This window comes from Amycolatopsis sp. WQ 127309 (assembly GCF_023023025.1).
In the GTDB taxonomy this organism is placed as follows: Bacteria; Actinomycetota; Actinomycetes; order Mycobacteriales; family Pseudonocardiaceae; genus Amycolatopsis.
In genome coordinates, this window is the sequence record NZ_CP095481.1 from 10,038,552 (window position 1) to 10,055,452 (window position 16,901).

At 72.7% G+C, this 16,901-nt stretch carries 17 protein-coding genes; 6 read left to right on the forward strand and 11 right to left on the reverse strand.

The genetic code is table 11. From position 1 onward, the window contains the following. Positions 1-50: 50 nt before the first annotated feature. The 3 genes from MUY22_RS44120 to MUY22_RS44130 are packed head-to-tail and all read right to left on the reverse strand — an operon-like array spanning position 51 to position 2,498. Positions 51-668 (reverse strand): CPBP family intramembrane glutamic endopeptidase, encoded by a 618-nt coding sequence (locus MUY22_RS44120; protein WP_247053642.1) that lies wholly within the window; start codon positions 666-668, stop codon positions 51-53. Further along, positions 665-1,561, reverse strand: coding sequence for an NAD(P)H-binding protein (locus tag MUY22_RS44125; protein ID WP_247053644.1), 897 nt, complete (start codon positions 1,559-1,561; stop codon positions 665-667). Before MUY22_RS44125 ends, MUY22_RS44120 begins: the two co-directional genes overlap by 4 nt. A 10-nt stretch (positions 1,562-1,571) precedes the next feature. Next, entirely contained in the window at positions 1,572-2,498 is a 927-nt protein-coding gene (locus MUY22_RS44130; protein WP_247053646.1) for a DMT family transporter, read from the reverse strand. Between the two features lie 73 nt (positions 2,499-2,571). On the opposite strand from MUY22_RS44130, the gene MUY22_RS44135 reads away from it, so the two are divergent. Beyond that, entirely contained in the window at positions 2,572-3,495 is a 924-nt protein-coding gene (locus MUY22_RS44135) for a LysR family transcriptional regulator (RefSeq protein WP_247053648.1), read from the forward strand. 53 nt (positions 3,496-3,548) lie between these two features. Continuing rightward, positions 3,549-4,196, forward strand: coding sequence for a hypothetical protein (locus MUY22_RS44140; protein ID WP_247053650.1), 648 nt, complete (start codon positions 3,549-3,551; stop codon positions 4,194-4,196). A 3-nt stretch (positions 4,197-4,199) separates the two neighbouring features. Here MUY22_RS44140 and MUY22_RS44145 read toward each other — a convergent pair whose 3' ends face one another. Further along, positions 4,200-5,048: a helix-turn-helix transcriptional regulator gene (locus MUY22_RS44145; protein ID WP_247053652.1), complete on the reverse strand. Its 849-nt coding sequence runs from the start codon at positions 5,046-5,048 to the stop codon at positions 4,200-4,202. A gap of 141 nt (positions 5,049-5,189) precedes the next feature. On the opposite strand from MUY22_RS44145, the gene MUY22_RS44150 reads away from it, so the two are divergent. Next, positions 5,190-6,197 carry an aldo/keto reductase gene (locus tag MUY22_RS44150; protein WP_247053655.1) on the forward strand — a complete coding sequence of 336 codons (1,008 nt, stop codon included), beginning with the start codon at positions 5,190-5,192 and terminating at the stop codon, positions 6,195-6,197. A 1-nt stretch (position 6,198) separates the two neighbouring features. Here MUY22_RS44150 and MUY22_RS44155 read toward each other — a convergent pair whose 3' ends face one another. Then, on the reverse strand, positions 6,199-7,083 hold the full coding sequence (locus tag MUY22_RS44155) for a LysR family transcriptional regulator (protein ID WP_247053657.1): 885 nt from the start codon (positions 7,081-7,083) through the stop codon (positions 6,199-6,201). 84 nt (positions 7,084-7,167) lie between these two features. Between MUY22_RS44155 and MUY22_RS44160 the strand changes: the two genes are divergently transcribed. Then, positions 7,168-8,112 (forward strand): threonine/serine dehydratase, encoded by a 945-nt coding sequence (locus MUY22_RS44160; protein WP_247053659.1) that lies wholly within the window; start codon positions 7,168-7,170, stop codon positions 8,110-8,112. Here MUY22_RS44160 and MUY22_RS44165 read toward each other — a convergent pair. The 4 genes from MUY22_RS44165 to MUY22_RS44180 all read right to left on the reverse strand — a co-directional run bounded on the left by MUY22_RS44165 (position 8,066) and on the right by MUY22_RS44180 (position 12,952). Beyond that, positions 8,066-8,884, reverse strand: a complete 819-nt coding sequence (locus tag MUY22_RS44165; protein ID WP_247053661.1) for an LLM class flavin-dependent oxidoreductase — start codon at positions 8,882-8,884, stop codon at positions 8,066-8,068. The two genes, MUY22_RS44160 and MUY22_RS44165, sit on opposite strands and share 47 nt — an antisense overlap. Positions 8,885-9,021: 137 nt before the next feature. Then, positions 9,022-9,852 carry a peptidoglycan-binding protein gene (locus MUY22_RS44170; protein WP_247053663.1) on the reverse strand — a complete coding sequence of 277 codons (831 nt, stop codon included), beginning with the start codon at positions 9,850-9,852 and terminating at the stop codon, positions 9,022-9,024. Between the two features lie 80 nt (positions 9,853-9,932). Beyond that, a complete protein-coding gene (locus tag MUY22_RS44175) occupies positions 9,933-12,095 on the reverse strand; it encodes a cation-translocating P-type ATPase (protein ID WP_247053665.1) in 2,163 nt (720 codons plus the stop codon). After that, a complete protein-coding gene (locus tag MUY22_RS44180; protein WP_247053667.1) occupies positions 12,092-12,952 on the reverse strand; it encodes a hypothetical protein in 861 nt (286 codons plus the stop codon). The genes MUY22_RS44175 and MUY22_RS44180 overlap by 4 nt, the downstream gene beginning before the upstream one ends. A gap of 366 nt (positions 12,953-13,318) precedes the next feature. Between MUY22_RS44180 and MUY22_RS44185 the strand changes: the two genes are divergently transcribed. After that, on the forward strand, positions 13,319-14,371 hold the full coding sequence (locus tag MUY22_RS44185; RefSeq protein ID WP_247053669.1) for an NlpC/P60 family protein: 1,053 nt from the start codon (positions 13,319-13,321) through the stop codon (positions 14,369-14,371). A gap of 165 nt (positions 14,372-14,536) precedes the next feature. Next, positions 14,537-14,737: a DUF3072 domain-containing protein gene (locus tag MUY22_RS44190; RefSeq protein WP_247053671.1), complete on the forward strand. Its 201-nt coding sequence runs from the start codon at positions 14,537-14,539 to the stop codon at positions 14,735-14,737. 110 nt (positions 14,738-14,847) lie between these two features. On the opposite strand, the gene MUY22_RS44195 is transcribed toward MUY22_RS44190, so the two are convergent. Together MUY22_RS44195 and rho are read right to left on the reverse strand one after the other, a co-directional pair. After that, a complete protein-coding gene (locus tag MUY22_RS44195) occupies positions 14,848-15,378 on the reverse strand; it encodes a hypothetical protein (RefSeq protein ID WP_247053673.1) in 531 nt (176 codons plus the stop codon). A 224-nt stretch (positions 15,379-15,602) separates the two neighbouring features. Next, a complete protein-coding gene (gene rho / locus MUY22_RS44200; RefSeq protein ID WP_247053675.1) occupies positions 15,603-16,667 on the reverse strand; it encodes a transcription termination factor Rho in 1,065 nt (354 codons plus the stop codon). Positions 16,668-16,901: the final 234 nt, after the last annotated feature.

Below are 16,901 nucleotides of genomic sequence, written 5' to 3' on the forward strand. Positions count from 1 at the left end.
GCGCCGGAGTTCGTTCCAGGATAGGAAATCCGGCGCCCGGTCAGAAGGGTTCAGACAACTTCTGGCTCGTTCCGGACAATCTCCGACGGGGAGCCGAACAGGCGCGGCATGACCGCGAGCATCAGCGCGGACCAGACCACGTGCGTCAGCACCGGCGCCTGGACGCCGTCGCCGCGGTGGCGCTGCCACGCGAACAGCGACCCCATCACCGCGGACGCCAGGACGAGCGCGGGGTTGCGGGTCGCGCAGGTGGAGAGCACGTAGATCGCGGTGGAGCGGCGCGCGCCCGCGGCGTCGTAGAGCGCGCCGCGGAAGAAGACCTCTTCGGCCGCGCCGGTCAGGAGCGTCGTCGCCACCACCGACGTCGTCGAGCCGCGGTGGGCGTAGTCGAGCACGCCGGCGATCGCGCGGCGCAGCGGCGGAATGTGCCGCGACACCAGCGCGCAGCCGTAGAACACGCCGAACGCGCCCGCGCCGGCCAGCACCGGCTGCACGACGTCGCGGCGGCCCCGGCGCACCGGCCCGGCCGCCCGCGCGCCCGCGAGCCAGGTCGTGGCGACGCCCGCGGTGAGGCCGTAGAAGCGGAGTGACCCGGGCGGGCTGGACAGGGACGCGCCGAGCAGCCCGGTCCCGGCGGCCGTCACGGCGGTCAGGAACCGTCGCTTCATCCGGCCCGCCGGCTCTTCGCGCGCTCGCCGAGGGCCTGGAGCACGGCGTCGTCGTAGCTCATCGGCTCGAACTCGACGATCTTGCGGATGCTGTCGTCGCGGACGACGACCTCGTTGGTCATCGAGTCGATCAGCGAGCGCCCGGTCTGCACGTCGATGTCGGTGACCAGGGAGAGCCAGTACGACGAGAGCCGCGGCGAAAGCAGCGGGACGGGCACGATCACCAGCGGCCGGCCTTCGATCGCGGCGACGCGCTGCAGCATTTCCCGGTAGGCCAGGACGTCCGGGCCGCCGATGTCGAACGCGCGGCCCGCGGCGTCGGCGTGGTCGAGCACACCGACCAGGTAGCGGACGACGTCGTCGATCGCGATCGGCTGGGTGCGGGTGCCGACCCAGCGCGGGGTGACCATCGCCGGCAGGTGCTCGACGAGCTGGCGGGTCAGCTCCCACGACGTGCCGCCGTGCCCGATCACGATCCCGGCGCGCAGCACGGTGACCGGCACGCCGGTCTCGCCCAGCAGCTCTTCGACCTCGCGACGGCTGGCGAGGTGCTCCGAGAGCGTGCCGTCGTCGTCCCCGAGCCCGCCGAGGTAGACGATCCGGCCGATCCCGGCGTCCGCCGCGGCCCGGGCGAAGGCGCGCGCCGCCTCGGAGTCGCGGCGCTTGAAGTCCGAGCTGTCGAGCGAGTGGACCAGGTAGTACGCGGCGTCGGCGCCCTTGAGCGCGTCGCGCAGGGAACCGACGTCGGCGACGTCGCCGCGGACGGGTTCGCCGGCGCCGTGGTAGTCCTCGGGTCTGCGCGTCATCGCGAGCACGGTGTGCCCGGCTTCGTCGAGTGCCGGGCACAACCGGCTGCCGACGAACCCCGACGCTCCCGCTACCAGCACTCGCATACCGGTGACGCTAGTCGCGACGGCGCCGCCCCGCAGGTCGCGCGGTGCCCGCGAAGCAGACGGCGCCGAGCACGGCCGCGCAGCCGACCAGCTGGAGCACGCCGGGTGACTCGCCGAGCAGCCCGATGCTCAGCAGCACCGCGCCGACCGGCTGGAGCAGCATGAGTGTCGCGCCGGAGGTGGCCGACATCCGCGGCAGCGCGGCCGAGATCAGCAGCCAGCCCGTCAGCTGGCCGACGAGCGCGAGCGCGATCAGCCACCCGAACGAGGGCCAGCCCGGCGCGAAGTCGAGCGTGCCGGACGGCAGGCCGAGCACCAGGGCGACGGCGCAGGCGGAGAGCGTCGCCAGGAGCAGGGAGTGCGACTGCGTCCCCTTGGCGCCGCTGAGCCGGATCAGGAACAGGTAGGCGGCGTACCCGGCGCCGGCGATCAGCGCGGCGACGGCGCCGGTGACCGGGTCGGGGCCGAACGCGCCGGTCCCGGCGAAGCCGCCGGCCAGCACGACCCCGCCGAGCAGGACCGGCGCGGCCACCAGGAACCGCTTCGACGGCCGTTCGGCGAGGAACGCGAACGCCAGCACGGGCACGATCACGACCTGCACCGCGAGCAGGACCGTCGCGATGCCGGCGCCGACGCGCGGGATCGCCTCGCCCCAGAGCACGAAGTCCAGGCCCAGCCCGGCCCCGGCCAGCAGCGGGAAGAGCACCCGGCGGCGGGTCTCGGGGCCCGCCTTGCGCCGCTCCCACCAGGCCAGCGCGAACAGCACCGGCAGCGAGAGCAGGCACCGCCAGAACGCGCTGGTGGCGCCGCTGGTGTGCGAGACCTTGATGAAGACCGACGACAGCGCGATGCAGAAGCTGCCGAGCGCCGCGAGCAGGCGGGGGTCGACGCGCTGGGTGAAGGTCGTCTTGACGGGGCGGGGCGCGGTCGTGGTCACCCCTCCAGCGTGGGCGTCTCGACTGTCAAGAACAAGCGAATGTTTCTGCGCGGAATCCGGTAGCATCACTACCGTGTTCGGACTCGAGCGGATGCGGGCGCTGCACGCCCTCGCCACCCAGGGCTCGGTCGCCGCGGCGGCCGCGTCCCTGCACGTCACGCCCTCGGGCGTCTCCCAGCAGCTGGCGAAGCTGGAACGGGAGGCCGGGCAACCGCTGCTGGAGTCCCGCGGCCGCGGCGTCCGGCTGACGAAGGCGGGCCAGGTGCTGGCCGGGCACGCCGAGCGGATCCTCGCGCAGGTCGCCGAGGCGAAAACCGACCTGGAGCTGCTGCGCGAGGACGTCATCGGGCCGCTGCGGGTCGGCGCGATCCCGACGACCGTGCACGCGCTGCTGCCGCCCGCGCTGGCGACGCTGGCCGTGCAGCACCCGCGGCTGGAGGTGACGCTGCACGAGGGCGAGGCCGAGCAGACGATGCCCCGCGTCCTGGCCGGCGACCTCGACGTCGCGGTGCTGGAGAGCTGGGCGGACCGCCCGACGGTCCTCCCGCCGGAGACGACGAGGATCGCGTTGTTCTCCGACGTCGCGGACCTGGCCCTGCCGGCCGGCCACCGCCTGGCGCACCGCAAGGCCGTGGATCTGTCCGAAGTGGACGACCTGCCGTGGATCGGCTGGAGCGCCGGCTCCGGCTGCCACGACTGGCTGGTCCAGGTCCTGCGCAAGCAGGGGCTGGACCCGCGGATCAGCTGCACGGTGGGCAGTTACCCGACCCAGCTGGCCCTGGTGGCGGGCAACCTCGGCGCGGCCCTGGTCCCCCGCCTGGCCCGCGAGCGGCTCCCGGAAGGCGTCCGCATCCTGACGACCCGCCCGGCCCTGACCCGCACGATCTACGCGATCTGCCGGGCGGGCGAGGAGGACCACGGCGCGGTCCGGGCCTGCCTGGACGCACTGAGCGAGGCCTCGGCCCGCTTCACCACCGCCCTACGCCCGGTCGGCTGACGCTCGAGGCGCCCTGCCGAAACAGTGCCGCCGCGGCGAGCGACCTCATGCACATGTCGAACCTCGCACTGTCTGGCAAACCAAAAGCGATCACGGTCGACCCCTCCCGATGGGCTGCACGGCTCCCGTCCGGTGCTTGGCCTGACGAGTTCGCCCTCAGCGGGCAGGTGTGGCGCGCCGACGTGTTCGCCCTCGCCCAGCGCTGGCGATCGGGGGAGGTGGCGAGCGTGCAGTTCGCGGCCGGCGTGCTGGCCTGGGGCTACGGGATTCGCGGCTATGGCCCGCATCGAACGAACAAGATCCTTCGCCACGAGCAGGCCGCCGATCACCTCGACACCGCCCTGGCCGGCCTGCGCGCCGACCTCGTCCCCCTCGCGACCTTGCTCGATTGCTACGAGCAGTTGCGGACCACGGCGAAACTCAAGGGACTCGGCCCGGCGTTCTTCACCAAGATCCTCTACTTCGCGGGCTATCGCCGCGGCCACGGCGGTCCCCAGCCGCTGATCCTCGACAGTGTCGTGGCGGCACAGCTGCCGCCCGAGGCGGGTGCCGCCCGGCGATTCAGTCATGGGTGGTCGACCGGCACCTGGCGTGACTACCTGCTCTGGGCCGCCGAGCAAGCCGGCCGTACCGAGTACGGCGGCGAACCCGACCGCGTCGAGATGGCGTTGTTCACCGGGTGCTGGCGCCCGGTCGGCTGACGCTCAAGGCGTCGCCGGTTCCGCTGTCCAGCTCGCCAGCAGCCTCAGCGTCGCCTCCGAAGGTGAGCCCGGCTCCACCGTGTGGACTCCCAGCACCTGGTCGTGGTCGCCCGTCGGGGCCAGCGCCTCGTAGCCCAGGATCAGATCCCCCACCACCGGGTGCCGGTAGTGCTTCGTGCCGTGGGTGCGCTGGTAGACGTCGTGATCCGCCCACCAGACGCGGAAATCCTGGTCCCGCACCGACAGTTCACCGATCAGCTCGGCCAGGGCCGGGTCGTAGGGGTTGCGGCCCGCGTACAGGTGCAGCGTCGCCACCACGCTGCGCGCCGACGACTCCCAGTCCGCGTACAGCTCGCGGGCCAGCGGGTCGAGGAAGACGAACCGGGCCATGTTGCGCTCGCGCGGGGGCGGCGCGTCGAAGTCGCGGTACAGCGCCTTCGCCAGGCGGTTGGCGGCCAGCACGTCCAGGCGCCGGCCGGTGACCATCGCCGGGACGTCGGTCAGGGTCTCCAGGATCCGCAGCAGCCCGGGGCGGACGCGCTGGGGTGCCGGGGTCCGCGGCCGGCGGCGGCTCGGCTTGGCCAGCGCGACCAGGTGCCGCCGCTCGGTTTCGTCCAGCTGCAGCGCCCGCGCGATCGCGTCGAGCACCGACTCCGAGACGTTCAGGTTCCGGCCGCGTTCGAGCCGGACGTAGTAGTCGACGCTCACCCCGGCCAGCCGCGCGACCTCTTCCCGCCGCAGCCCGGGGACGCGCCGCACGCCGGGTTCCGGCGGGAGCCCGGCGGCCCCCGGCGTCACCCGGGCCCGGCGGGCGCGCAGGAAGTCCCGCAGTTCCGGGTTGTCCTCGCTCATCCCGCCAGCCTAGATCGGGCGCCGCGCGCGTGCGGGGGTCTGCTGGACCCCCGGTCGAGCCATGCCCCTTTCGCGACGTCGAACGGCCGGAGCCGGCGGTTGGCTGGAAGCAGAACCAGCTCCCGAGAAGGAAGACCCGAGATGGAACGCGAAATCCTGGGCGGTACGGGCATCTCCGTCAGCCGCTTCGCCTTCGGCGCGATGATGCTGGGCGCGATGGGCAACACCGATCGCGCCGAATCGGTGCGGATGATCCACGCGGCGCTCGACGCCGGGATCAACTTCATCGACACGGCCGACGTCTACTCCCACGGCGAGTCGGAGGTGATCGTCGGCGAGGCGCTCAAGGGCCGTCGTGACGACGTCATGCTCGCGACGAAGTTCTCGATGCCGATGGGTCCCGACGCCAACCGGGCCGGCGCCTCGCCGCGGTGGATCAAGCGGGCCGTCGAAGCCAGCCTGACGCGGCTCGGCACCGACCACATCGACCTCTACCAGCAGCACCGCCCCGACCACCTGACCGACATCGACGAGACGCTGGGCGCGCTGTCCGATCTGGTCCGCGCGGGCAAGGTGCGCGTGATCGGGTCCTCGACGTTCCCGGCCGAGCTGATGGTCGAGGCGCAGTGGGCCGCGCGGCGCGGCGGGCACCACCGGTTCCGCACCGAGCAGCCGCGGTACTCGATGCTCACCCGGATCATCGAGAACGACGTCCTGCCGACGGCCCAGCACCACGGCATGGGCGTCCTGACCTACGGGCCGCTGTCCAGCGGCTGGCTGACCGACCGCGACCCGGCGCGCAGCCACCGCGCCGGCATGGCCCCCGAGGTGTTCGACCTCGCCGTCCCGGAGAACCGCGCGCGGGCCGAAACCGTCGAGCGGCTGCGGAAGCTCGCCGGCGACGCGGGCCTGCCGCTGGCGCACCTCGCGGTGCGGTTCGTGCTGAGCCACCCGGCCGTGACGTCGGTGCTGATCGGCCCGCGTACGCCGGAGCAGCTCGACGACCTGCTGGTCGCGCAGGGCCCGCTGCCCGGTGACGTGCTCGACCTGATCGACGAGATCGTCCCGCCCGGCACCGAGGTCAACCGGTACGACAACTACCGGGCGGCGGCGCCGGCGATCGAGGACCCGAGGCTGCGACGCCGCTGACTCACGCCCGGAGCCGGTCCGCCATCTCCGTCACCAGCCGGCCCGGGCGCTTGTGGTGCACCAGGAAGACGTCGCGGGCCGGGTGGGCGTCGGCCGCGTCCCGGACCTCGATCCGGGCGCCGCCGGCGCGTTCCAGCACGCTCTCCGGGACGAACGCGATCCCCAGCCCGGCCTCGACCAGCGCCAGGATCACCTGGTAGTCGCGGCTTTCGTGGGCAACGCGCAGCCGGACCCCGGCGGCGTCCGCGAGCTGTTCGAGGCACACCCGGTTGGGCACGCCGGGGCTGCCCGAGATCCAGTCCTCCCCCGCGAGCCCGCGCAGGGTGAGGCGGCGGACGGCCGCTTTCGCGTGGCCCACCGGGAGGATCAGGCGGAACCGCTCCGAGCGCAGCAACGAGCGTTCCAGCCCACGCGGGTCGGGCAGCACCGCGCCGGGATAGTGGTGGGTGATCAGGAGATCCAGCTCGCGCGAGCTGACCAGGCCGTAGCCGTCGGGTGGTTCCAGGTCCAGCAGCCGCAGCGCGACCGCCGGGTGGGCCTCGCGGAAGCCCGCGAGCGCGGCCGGGACGAGCGTCGCGCCCGCGCTGGCGAACGTGCCGACGGTCAGCTGCGCCGGTTCCTCGCCGAGCAGCGCCCGCACGGTCCGCTCGGCGGTCAGCAGCTCCCCGACGATCGTCTCGGCGTGCGTCAGCAGAGCTTCGCCGACGGCGGTGAGCGTGACGCCGCGCGGGTTGCGGTGCACCAACGGTGCGCCGACGTCGCGTTCGAGCTTGGCCAGCTGCTGCGAGACGGCGGACGGCGTGAACGAAAGCCGTTGTGCCGCACCGGCGATGGACCCGGCGTGGGCGACCTCGGCGAGCAGGGCCAGGCGGTGGGCGTCGAGCACGGGAGCCTCCAGCCGTAAGCGTTGCTAACGCCAGCATAGGAGACGCCGCTGGTGCTTACGGCCGGGCGCGCGCATGCTGAGGTCATGATCAGCACTTCGGACGTCGAACGCGCCGCCACCCGGATCCACGGCCGGGTCCGCCGGACGCCGGTCTTCACGGCCGACGGCGTGTGGTTCAAGCTGGAACACCTGCAGCACACCGGGTCGTTCAAGGCCCGCGGCGCGTTCAACCGGATCTTGGCGGCCGGTGACATCGCGGCGGCCGGGGTGGTCGCCGCGTCGGGCGGCAACGCGGGCCTCGCCGTCGCCCACGCGGCCCACGAATTCGGTGTGCCCGCAAGGGTTTTCGTCCCCACCACCGCGCCCGCGGTCAAGGTGGCGAAGCTGCACGCGCTCGGCGCGGCCGTCGAGCTCGTCGGCGACAAGTACGCCGACGCCTACGACGCGGCGGTGAAGCACGCGGCCGACAGCGGCGCGTTGTTCTGCCACGCCTACGACCAGCCGGAGATCTGCGCCGGCCAGGGCACGGTCGGCCTGGAACTGCTGGAGCAGGTGGACGGGCTCGACACGATCCTGGTCGCGGTCGGCGGCGGCGGGCTCCTGGCCGGCATCGCCGCGGCGGTCGAGGGCCGCGCGCGCGTGGTCGGCGTCGAGCCGCGCACGATCCCGACCCTCCACGCGGCTCTCGAAGCCGGTGAGCCGGTCCAGGTCGAGGTGTCCGGCCTGGCCGCCGACTCACTCGGCGCGTCCCGGCTCGGGGACATCGCCTTCGCGGTCGCCACCCGCACGGGCGCGGGGTCGGTGCTGGTCGGGGACGCCGCGATCGCCGAAGCCCGGACGACGCTGTGGGACCGCTACCGCCTCGCCGTCGAAGCGGGCGGGGCCACGGCCTACGCCGCGTTGCTCAGCGGCGCCTACGTGCCCGCGCCCGGCGAGCGCGTCGCCGTCCTGCTCTGCGGCGCCAACACCGACCCGGCGACGCTCACTTCCCCGTCAGCAGCGCCACCAGCGGCGCGAACTCCTCGATGAAGGCGCTGTTGACGCTGACGTAGGAGACGCCGAGCTCGTCGCGACGGCGTTCCAGCTCACCCGCCATGTCGTCGACGCCGCCGCGCAGCATGGTCAGCGAGTCGTGCTCGATGAGCGTCGCGGCGTCGACGCCGATGAACCCGCGGATCCACGGCGGGACGACCTCGCCGACGACGAAGATGTTCATGGCCAGCTCGATGTCCCGGCCGTCGGCCGCGGTCCGGATCTCCTCGACGTGCGACGCGAACTCGTCGCGGGTGGTCAGCACACCCCCGGCGAGGGTGACGATGTCGGCCTTCGCCGCGGCGAGCCGACGGGCCTTGGGACCGCCCGCGGCGAGCATCACCGGCGTGTGCACGTCACCGTCGAGGCGGCGGACGTGGTCGATCGTCTCGGAGATCGAGTCGAGCCGCTCCTGGCCGGTACCGTAGGGCAGGCCCAGCTCCTCGGCCTGCCGGCGCATCGACGCCAGGCCGGTGCCCAGGCCCAGCTCGAACCGGCCGTCGGTCATCGCCGTCAGGCTGTGCGCTTCCCAGGCGGCCGCGCGTGCCGTGCGCAGCGGGCTGGCCAGCACGAACGAGCCCACCCGCAGGGTCGTCGTGACGGCGGCGGCCGTCGCGAGCGACGCCGTCGGGGTCGGCAGGTTCAGGTTGTCCGGCGAGAGCAGGGTCGAGTACCCCAGCTCTTCGGCCCGGCGCGCGGTCTCCCGCCACTTCGCGCCGCCCTCCTGGGCCGCCGCGACCACACCGAACCGGAACGCCTTCTCAGCCATCGGATCAACCCCCGTGTTGCGTCGTCACCACGATCAAACCACCGCCGCGCCCGGCCGTGCCACCACGAACGCCGTGAAGGCCCCCTTACCGGCTCTTATGGCCGGTAAGGGGGCCTTCACGGACTTCAAGCGCAACGTCAGCCGCGCTGGTACTCCTCCCAGGTGACCTTCGTGACCGAGGGGCCGTCGTCGGCGCCGCGGCCGGCCAGGCCGTTCTTGCCCAGGTAGTAGTCGCCCGTCTGGTGCTGCGCGCCCGACGAGAGGTCCGGGTCGGAGATCGCCATCGCGTGGATGTGGTAGGCGAAACCCTGGTCCGGCGTGCGGTACCAGGCCGCGAACCCGACGTTGCGCAGCGCCTTCAGCAGGGTCGTGCGGGTCGCCGCCGACATGCCGGACACCGAGATGTCCATCGCGCCGCCGCCGTCGTGCGTCCCGGCCGAAGCATCGACCCCGCCCGGGTTGTAGGAACCCTGGGTCAGGCTGACGGTGAAGCCGGCGATCTTCTCCGCCGCCAGCAGCATCGCCTTGGTGCGGGTGTTGATCGTGACTCCGCGGTAGGCCACGCGGCTGCCCGCGGACACCGCGCTCGTCACGGTGTAGCGGCTCGCGCCCAGCTTCTCCAGCGACGTCTTGCCGGGCAGGCCCGAAGCGTCGATCCCGGTGTAGCCCAACGACTTCTGGTACTGCGAGTACGCCGTGATCGTCGTCGTGCCGAAGTAGCCGTCGACGTACTTGCTGTCCAGCAGCCCCTTCGCCTGCAACGCCTGCTCGACCAGCAGGACGCCGGCATGCGCGCCCGGCGTCTGGGTGTCGTCGGCGCGGCGCGGGTCGATCTGGGCCGCCTTGAGCACGGCCTCCATGTTCGCCGTGGGCAGCGCGGCTGCGACCGCGGGCGCGGCCTGGGCCGGCGCCGCCACAGCGAGCGTCGCGGCGGTGAGTGCCGTCAACACGGCGGCCTTCGTGAACATCCCTGTCCTCCACTCGTCGGAATCCCTGCCGCCATCAGGATCACGCGAACGGATACAAGGGACGTACAAACGGGCTCCAATCACCCATCCGTGCCCACCCGGCCGTGCTTGTTCGGCCGTGCTTGTTCAAACCGGCGCAGACGCAGGCTGTTCGTGACGACGAAGACCGAGCTGACGGCCATCGCCGCCCCGGCGATCATCGGGTTCAGCAGGCCCGCGGCGGCGAGCGGCAGCGCGGCGACGTTGTAGGCGAACGCCCAGAACAGGTTGCCCTTGATCGTCCGCAGCGTCCGGCGCGCCAGCCGGATCGCGTCGGCCGCCACGCGCAGGTCACCGCGCACGAGCGTCAGGTCGGCCGCCTCGATCGCGACGTCGGTGCCGGTGCCCATGGCCAGCCCCAGGTCGGCCTGGGCGAGCGCGGCCGCGTCGTTGACGCCGTCGCCGGCCATGGCGACCACGTGCCCGTCCGCCTGGAGCCGCTCGACGACGGCGGCCTTGTCGTGCGGCAGCACCTCGGCGATCACCCGGTCGATGCCGACCGCCGCGGCCACCGCGCGGGCGACGACGGCGCTGTCGCCGGTCAGCAGGATCGGCGTCAGCCCGAGCCCGCGCAGCCGCCGGACCGCCTCGGCCGACGTCGGCTTGACGGTGTCGGCCACGGCCAGCGTGCCGCGGACCTCGCCGTCCCAGGTCACGGCGACCGTGGTCAGCTCGGCCCCGGCGGCGTCCGCTCGCCCGACGCGCACCGTGCGGCCCTCGACCACGCCGGTCACGCCCAGCCCGGGCGTGCTCCGGAACTGCGACACCGCGGGCAGCGCGCCGAACCGCTCCCGGGCGGCGGCCGCGATCGCGCGGGCCACCGGGTGCTCGGACGCGGCCTCGACGGCCCCCGCGAGCCGCAGCACCTCGCCGTCCCCCTCGACCAGCGCCATCCGGCCGGTCGTCACCGTGCCGGTCTTGTCCAGCACGACGGTGTCGACGCGCCGGGTCGACTCCAGCACCTCCGGGCCCTTGATCAGGATCCCGAGCTGGGCGCCGCGGCCGGTGCCGACCAGCAGCGCCGTCGGCGTGGCCAGGCCCAGCGCGCACGGGCAGGCGATGATCAGCACCGCGACCGCGGCGGTGAACGCGGCCGACGGCGTCCCGCCCGCGCCGAGCCAGAAGGCGAGCGTCGCCACGGCCAGCGCGATGACGATCGGGACGAACACCGCCGAGACGCGGTCCGCGAGCCGCTGGACCTGTGCTTTCCCGGTCTGCGCCGCCTCCACGAGCCGCGCGGTCCGCGCCAGCTGCGTGTCGGCGCCGACCTTCGTGGCCCGGACGACGAGCCGGCCGCCGACGTTGACCGTCGCGCCCGCCACGGCGTCGCCCGGCCCGACCTCGACCGGCACGCTCTCGCCGGTCAGCAGGCTCGCGTCGATCGCGGACCCGCCGTCCTCGACGACGCCGTCGGTGGCCACCTTCTCCCCCGGTCGTACGACGAACCGATCGCCGACGGCCAGCTCGCCGACCGGGATCCGCAGCTCACGGCCGTCGCGCAGGACGGCGACGTCCTTGGCGCCGAGGTCGAGCAGCGCCCGCAGCGCGGCACCGGCGCGTCGCTTGGCGCGGGCCTCGAAGTAGCGCCCGGCCAGGATGAACGTCGTGACGCCGGCGGCGACCTCGAGGTAGATCGCGCCGTCGCCGGACATCCGCTCGACGGTGAGCTCGAACGGGTGCCGCAGGCCGGGGGTGCCCGCGGTGCCGAACAGCAGCGCGTACAGCGACCAGCCGAGCGCGGCGAGCGTGCCCAGCGAGATGAGCGTGTCCATCGTGGCGGCGCCGTGGCGCAGGTTGGCGAACGCGGCGCGGTGGAACGGCCACGCGCCCCACACCAGCACCGGCGCGGCGAGGGTGAGCGAAATCCACTGCCAGTAGGTGAACTGCCACGCGGGCACCATCGCCAGCAGGATCACCGGTACGGCGAGCACGGCCGAGACGACGAGCCGTTGCCGCAAGGTCCGGGTGCCGTCGTCTTCGACTGCCGCCGGTGGCTCGTCGGCGGGCAGTTTCGCGCGGTAGCCCGCCGCTTCGACTTGCGCCACCAGGTCTTTCGGCTCGACGTCGCCGGAGTAGGCGACTTTCGCCTTCGCCGTGGCGTAGTTGACGGTCGCGGTGACGCCGGCCAGCTTGTTGAGCTTGCGTTCGATCCGCATCGCGCAGGACGCGCAGGTCATGCCGGTGATCGCGAGGTCGACGGTCATCGCGGTACCCCCGTTCCGGTGGTGACGGTGAACGCGGCGGTGCGGACGACGTTGCCGTGGCGGAAGTCCAGGAACAGCCGGTAGGTACCGGCCGACGGCACCTCGGCCACGAAGGTGAGCCCGGGCCCGGCCGGGTGGACGTGCAGGTACGCCAGGTCGCCGCCGCGCAGCGCGACGAGGTGGCCGGCCGCGCCCAGGTAGGGCTGCAGGTCGGTGACCGGACGGCCGTCCTCGGTGACGGTCGCCGTCAGCCGGGACGCCCGCCCGGCGACGAGGTCGCCGTCGAGCCGGACGTGGTGGCCGTCGACGTCCGCGACGCGCGTCTCCGGGGGCTCGACCGGCTGGAACACCCCCGGCGCGACGAGGTCTACGCCGAGCGTCAGCGGCTTCGCGCCCGAAGGCGTGAAGTCGGCGAAGGCGCGGTAGCTGCCCGCATCGGCGACGGTGAGCGGCACGGTCCACGTGCCGTCGGCGCCCAGGTCGGGGTGCAGGTGCTGGTAACCGGCGGTGTCCCGGCGGACGACGATGAAGTGGAGCCGCTTCTCGTGCTCGACGTCGAACGCGGTCACGCGGACGCCGTCAGGGCCGGTGATCCGGAACGTGAAGCGGGTGGCCACGCCCGGCGTGAGTGTCGTGGTGGCGGGCGTCAGGGTGTAGCCGTCCAGGGCCGAGGCGAGGCCGCCGGGCAGGCCGACGACGGCTTCGCCGTGGGTGTCGCTGTGGGTGTCGCTGTGGATGTCGCCGTGGGCCTCGGCCTGGGGGAAGGGACCGGCGGCGGTCCCGAGCGCCCAGGCTCCCCCGGCGACCAGGACGAGCGCCGCGCCGTAGGCGGAAAACTTCGCTGCGATGGTGCTCATGCCCCAGATATACCCTAGGGGGGTAGGGTAAGCAACGCCGTCACGGCCTGTCAGGCCGGACACAAGTTTTCGCAGCGCGCCTGGTCCAGCGATGATTCCGGCCGTCACGGAGAGTTCCGACGCGAACCCCCTGGACTCTCCCGTGTTCTTTTCGTAACCTGTTCGAGATCTCGCGGCCCCGCGCCGCCGACAGGTGGCTACGCGAGATCGCCGCCGATACCCCCCTGCCGGGTACCGGACCCCCACACCGCGTGGCTCACCTGTTGCGGGAGAGCGCGCACCGTGACGGGGCAGTGCGGACGAGGCCCCCGACTCGCCGCCCCGGTCCCGACCGGCGGCCGAACAGCAAAGGAGACCCGCGCGACCGTGCATTCGCATCCCGTCAAGCGCGTGGTGTCAGGTGCCCTCGCGGCCGCCGCGGTGATCGCAGTGATCACCGTCGCGGACCCCGCGGCCACCGCCGCCCCGATCCCCGTTCTCCAGGCTCCGCCCACCGGGTCGGAGGCCCTGGCCAAGTACCGCGACCTCGCGGCGCAGGCCGAGAAGCTCAACGAAGACCTGCTCAAGGCCCAGGCCGACCTCACCACCAAGCAGGGTGAGCTCGACAAGGCCACCACCGACGTCGACGCGGCGAAGACCGCGGGCGCCGAGGCCGCCGACGCGAAGCAGAAGTACCAGTCCCAGGTGGACAAGTTCGCCAACGCGTCGTTCACCAGCGGCGTCCAGCTCAACAAGCTGTCCGCGCTGCTGGCCGGCACGTCGACGCAGGACTTCCTGGACCGCTCGTCGGCCCTCGAGGTCATCGCGACCGACAAGAACTCCGCGATGGACAACCTCAGCGGCGCGGCCGAGAAGGCCAAGACCGCCGAGAAGACGGCGACGGACGCCGCGAAGAAGGCGACCGACGCCCGCGACGCGGCGGCCAAGCTGACCTCGGACATCGAGGGCAAGAAGAAGAACCTGCAGACCCAGATCGACCAGATCGAGGCGCAGAGCAAGACCCTCAGCACGGCCGACAAGGCCGCGCAGAAGGACACCGGCGGCAAGGCCCCCACCGTCAAGGCGGCGACCGGGGCCGCCCAGACCGCGGTCAACGCGGCGCTGAGCAAGCTGGGCAGCGCCTACGTCTGGGGCGCGACCGGACCGAGCACGTTCGACTGCTCGGGCCTGATGCAGTGGGCCTACAAGCAGGCCGGCATCACCCTGCCGCGCAACTCGGCGGCGCAGGCGGGCTTCGGCACGTCGGTGTCGCGCGACCAGCTGCAGCCGGGCGACCTGGTCGCCTACTACTCCCCGGTATCGCACATCGGGATGTACATCGGCGACGGAAAGATGGTCCACGCCCCCACCAGTGGTGACGTGGTCAAGATCTCCCCGCTGATGAGCGAGTACGCCGGAGCGACCCGCCCGACGGCCTGACGTTTCGCGGAATCCGTCCACAGTGGTGTTTACGCCACCGTGGACGGATTTCGCGTTTCCGGACGGGATTCGCGGGGAAACTCCTCCGCGGGGACGTGCACGGAAACTGTCGGGGCTCTGGGTTACAGTCGGACTCAGGCGAACAGACGTTCGAATGGAGTGGTGATGACCGAACAGCCGGAACCCAACCCGGAGAAGGACCCGAGCGACTGGACCACCGGCGACGAGCCGATGACCGGGCCGCAGAAGTCCTACCTGCAGACGCTCGCCCAGGAGGCGGGTCAGGAGGTGCCGGAGGACCTGACGAAGGCCGAGGCCTCCAAGCGCATCGACGAGCTGCAACAGACCACCGGCCGCGGCGCTTGAGCGTGGCCGGGGCGGTCGCGCGGACCGGCGGCGGCTGAGGTGTCGCAGCGACTGTAGCGGCGCCCGGCCGCTGGCGGGCGAGAGCTTGCGTTGGCGGGCGCTTGGGTCGGCTAGCACTCCCGGCGGACCGAACTAGCCCGATCGCGCGGGTGCGAGCGCCTGAGCCGGCGAGCGATCGGGTCGGCCAGCGATCCGGTCGGCCAGCGATCCGGTCGGGCAGCGATCCGGTCGGCCAGCGATTGGGTCGGGCAGCGATTGGGTCGGGCAGCGATCCGGTCGGCCAGCGATCCGGTCGGCCAGCGATCCGGTCGGCCAGCGATTGGGTCGGGCAGCGATTGGGTCGGGCAGCGATCCGGTCGGCCAGCGATCCGGTCGGCCAGCGATCCGGTCGGCCAGCGATCCGGTCGGCCAGCGATCCGGTCGGCCAGCGATCCGGTCGGCCAGCGATCCGGTCGGCCAGCGATTGGGTCGGCCAGCGATTGGGTCGGGCAGCGATCCGGTCGGGCAGCGATCCGGTCGGCCAGCGATCCGGTCGGCCAGCGATCCGGTCGGCCAGCGATCCGGTCGGCCAGCGATCCGGTCGGCCAGCGATCCGGTCGGCCAGCGATCCGGTCGGGCAGCGATCCGGTCGGCCAGCGCACGGCGGCGGACCGAACGGCACTGCGGCGGGTCCAACGGCCGGCCGGGCTGCCCATAGCGGCAGGAACCGAACCAGCCCGGCTGAGCAGGCGCGCTGCGGCCGGGTGGGTGTGCAACTTGCAGGCGCCCAGTGGCTGAGCAGACACAGTGGCCGAGCAGACACAGCGGCTGGGCAGGCACCGAGCGAGTGGCCACTGTGGCCGAACGGGCACTGCAGCTGAGCGGCTCAGGCGGCCTGCGGCAGCGCGGCCGCGCCGGTTACGCGGAGCAGGAACTCGGCGTTCGAACCCGTCTTGCGGAGCTGGTCCAGCAGTTGCTCCACCGCGTGCGGGCCCTGCAGTGCTCGGCGGACGTCGCGCATTGCGGCCAGTTCCTCCGGTGTCACCAGCAGTTCCTCGCGGCGGGTGCCGGATGCGGCCAGGTCTACCGCCGGGAAGACTCGGCGTTCTGCCGTACGCCGGTCCAGTTTCAGCTCGGCGTTGCCGGTGCTCTTCAGCTCCTCGAAGAACACCGTGTCGGCCAGTGAACCGGTTTCCACCAGCGCGGTCGCGATGATCGTGAGGGAACCGCCGCCCTCGACGTTCCTTGCGGCGCCCAGGATGCGCTTCATCGGCTGCAGGGCCGCCGCGTCGACGCCTCCGGAGAGGGTGCGGCCCGAAGGGCGGGCCGACAGGTTGTACGCGCGCCCGAGGCGGGTCAGGGAGTCGAGCAGCAGCACGACGTCTTCGCCGCGCTCCACCAGGCGCTTGGCGCGCTCGACCGCCAGTTCCGCGATCGCTACGTGTTCGGCCGGCGGGCGGTCGAATGTGGACGCGATCACCTCCCCGCGCACGGTGCGGCGCAGTTCGGTGACCTCCTCCGGACGCTCGTCGGCGAGCAGTACCATGAGCCTGCACTCCGGGTGGTTGGTGGCGATGCCGTGCGCGATTTCGCTCAGCACCGTGGTTTTCCCCGCCTTCGGCGGCGAGACGACCAGCGCGCGCTGACCTTTGCCGATCGGGGTGACGAGGTCGATGACGCGGGTCAGGACCCGCGCCGGGGTGGTTTCGAGCAGCAGGCGCTCGTCGGGGTGCACCGGGACGAGGTCGTCGAAGTGCGGGCGCCGCGTGGCGGGGTTGACGCCGTCGACGCTGATGATTTCCTCGGCGGTGCCGGTGATTTCGTCGCCCGTGCGCAGCTTGTGCTTGCGGACGACGGAAAGCGGGATGGTGACGTCGCCGTCGGCGCGCCGGTAGCCGGCGCGGACGAAGGCGGATTTTTCTTGTACGTCAAGGATTCCGTGGAAAGGCATGGTTTTCTCCTGAATGCGGGAACGGCCGGCGCGCGGACGGCGGCGGGCCGTGAAAGGGAAGGAAAGAGGCCGAGCTGGCCTGGATCCGGGAGCTTCCTCCGGGCGACCTGGAGGCCGACGTCCGCGAGGAGCACCTTCACTGTAGCCGGACTTTCCCCGAAGCACAATGCGTGAGATCTGGTGGCGGTGGGTAGGTCTCCAGGGAAGCCCGCCGAACCGTGGCGACGGATGGGA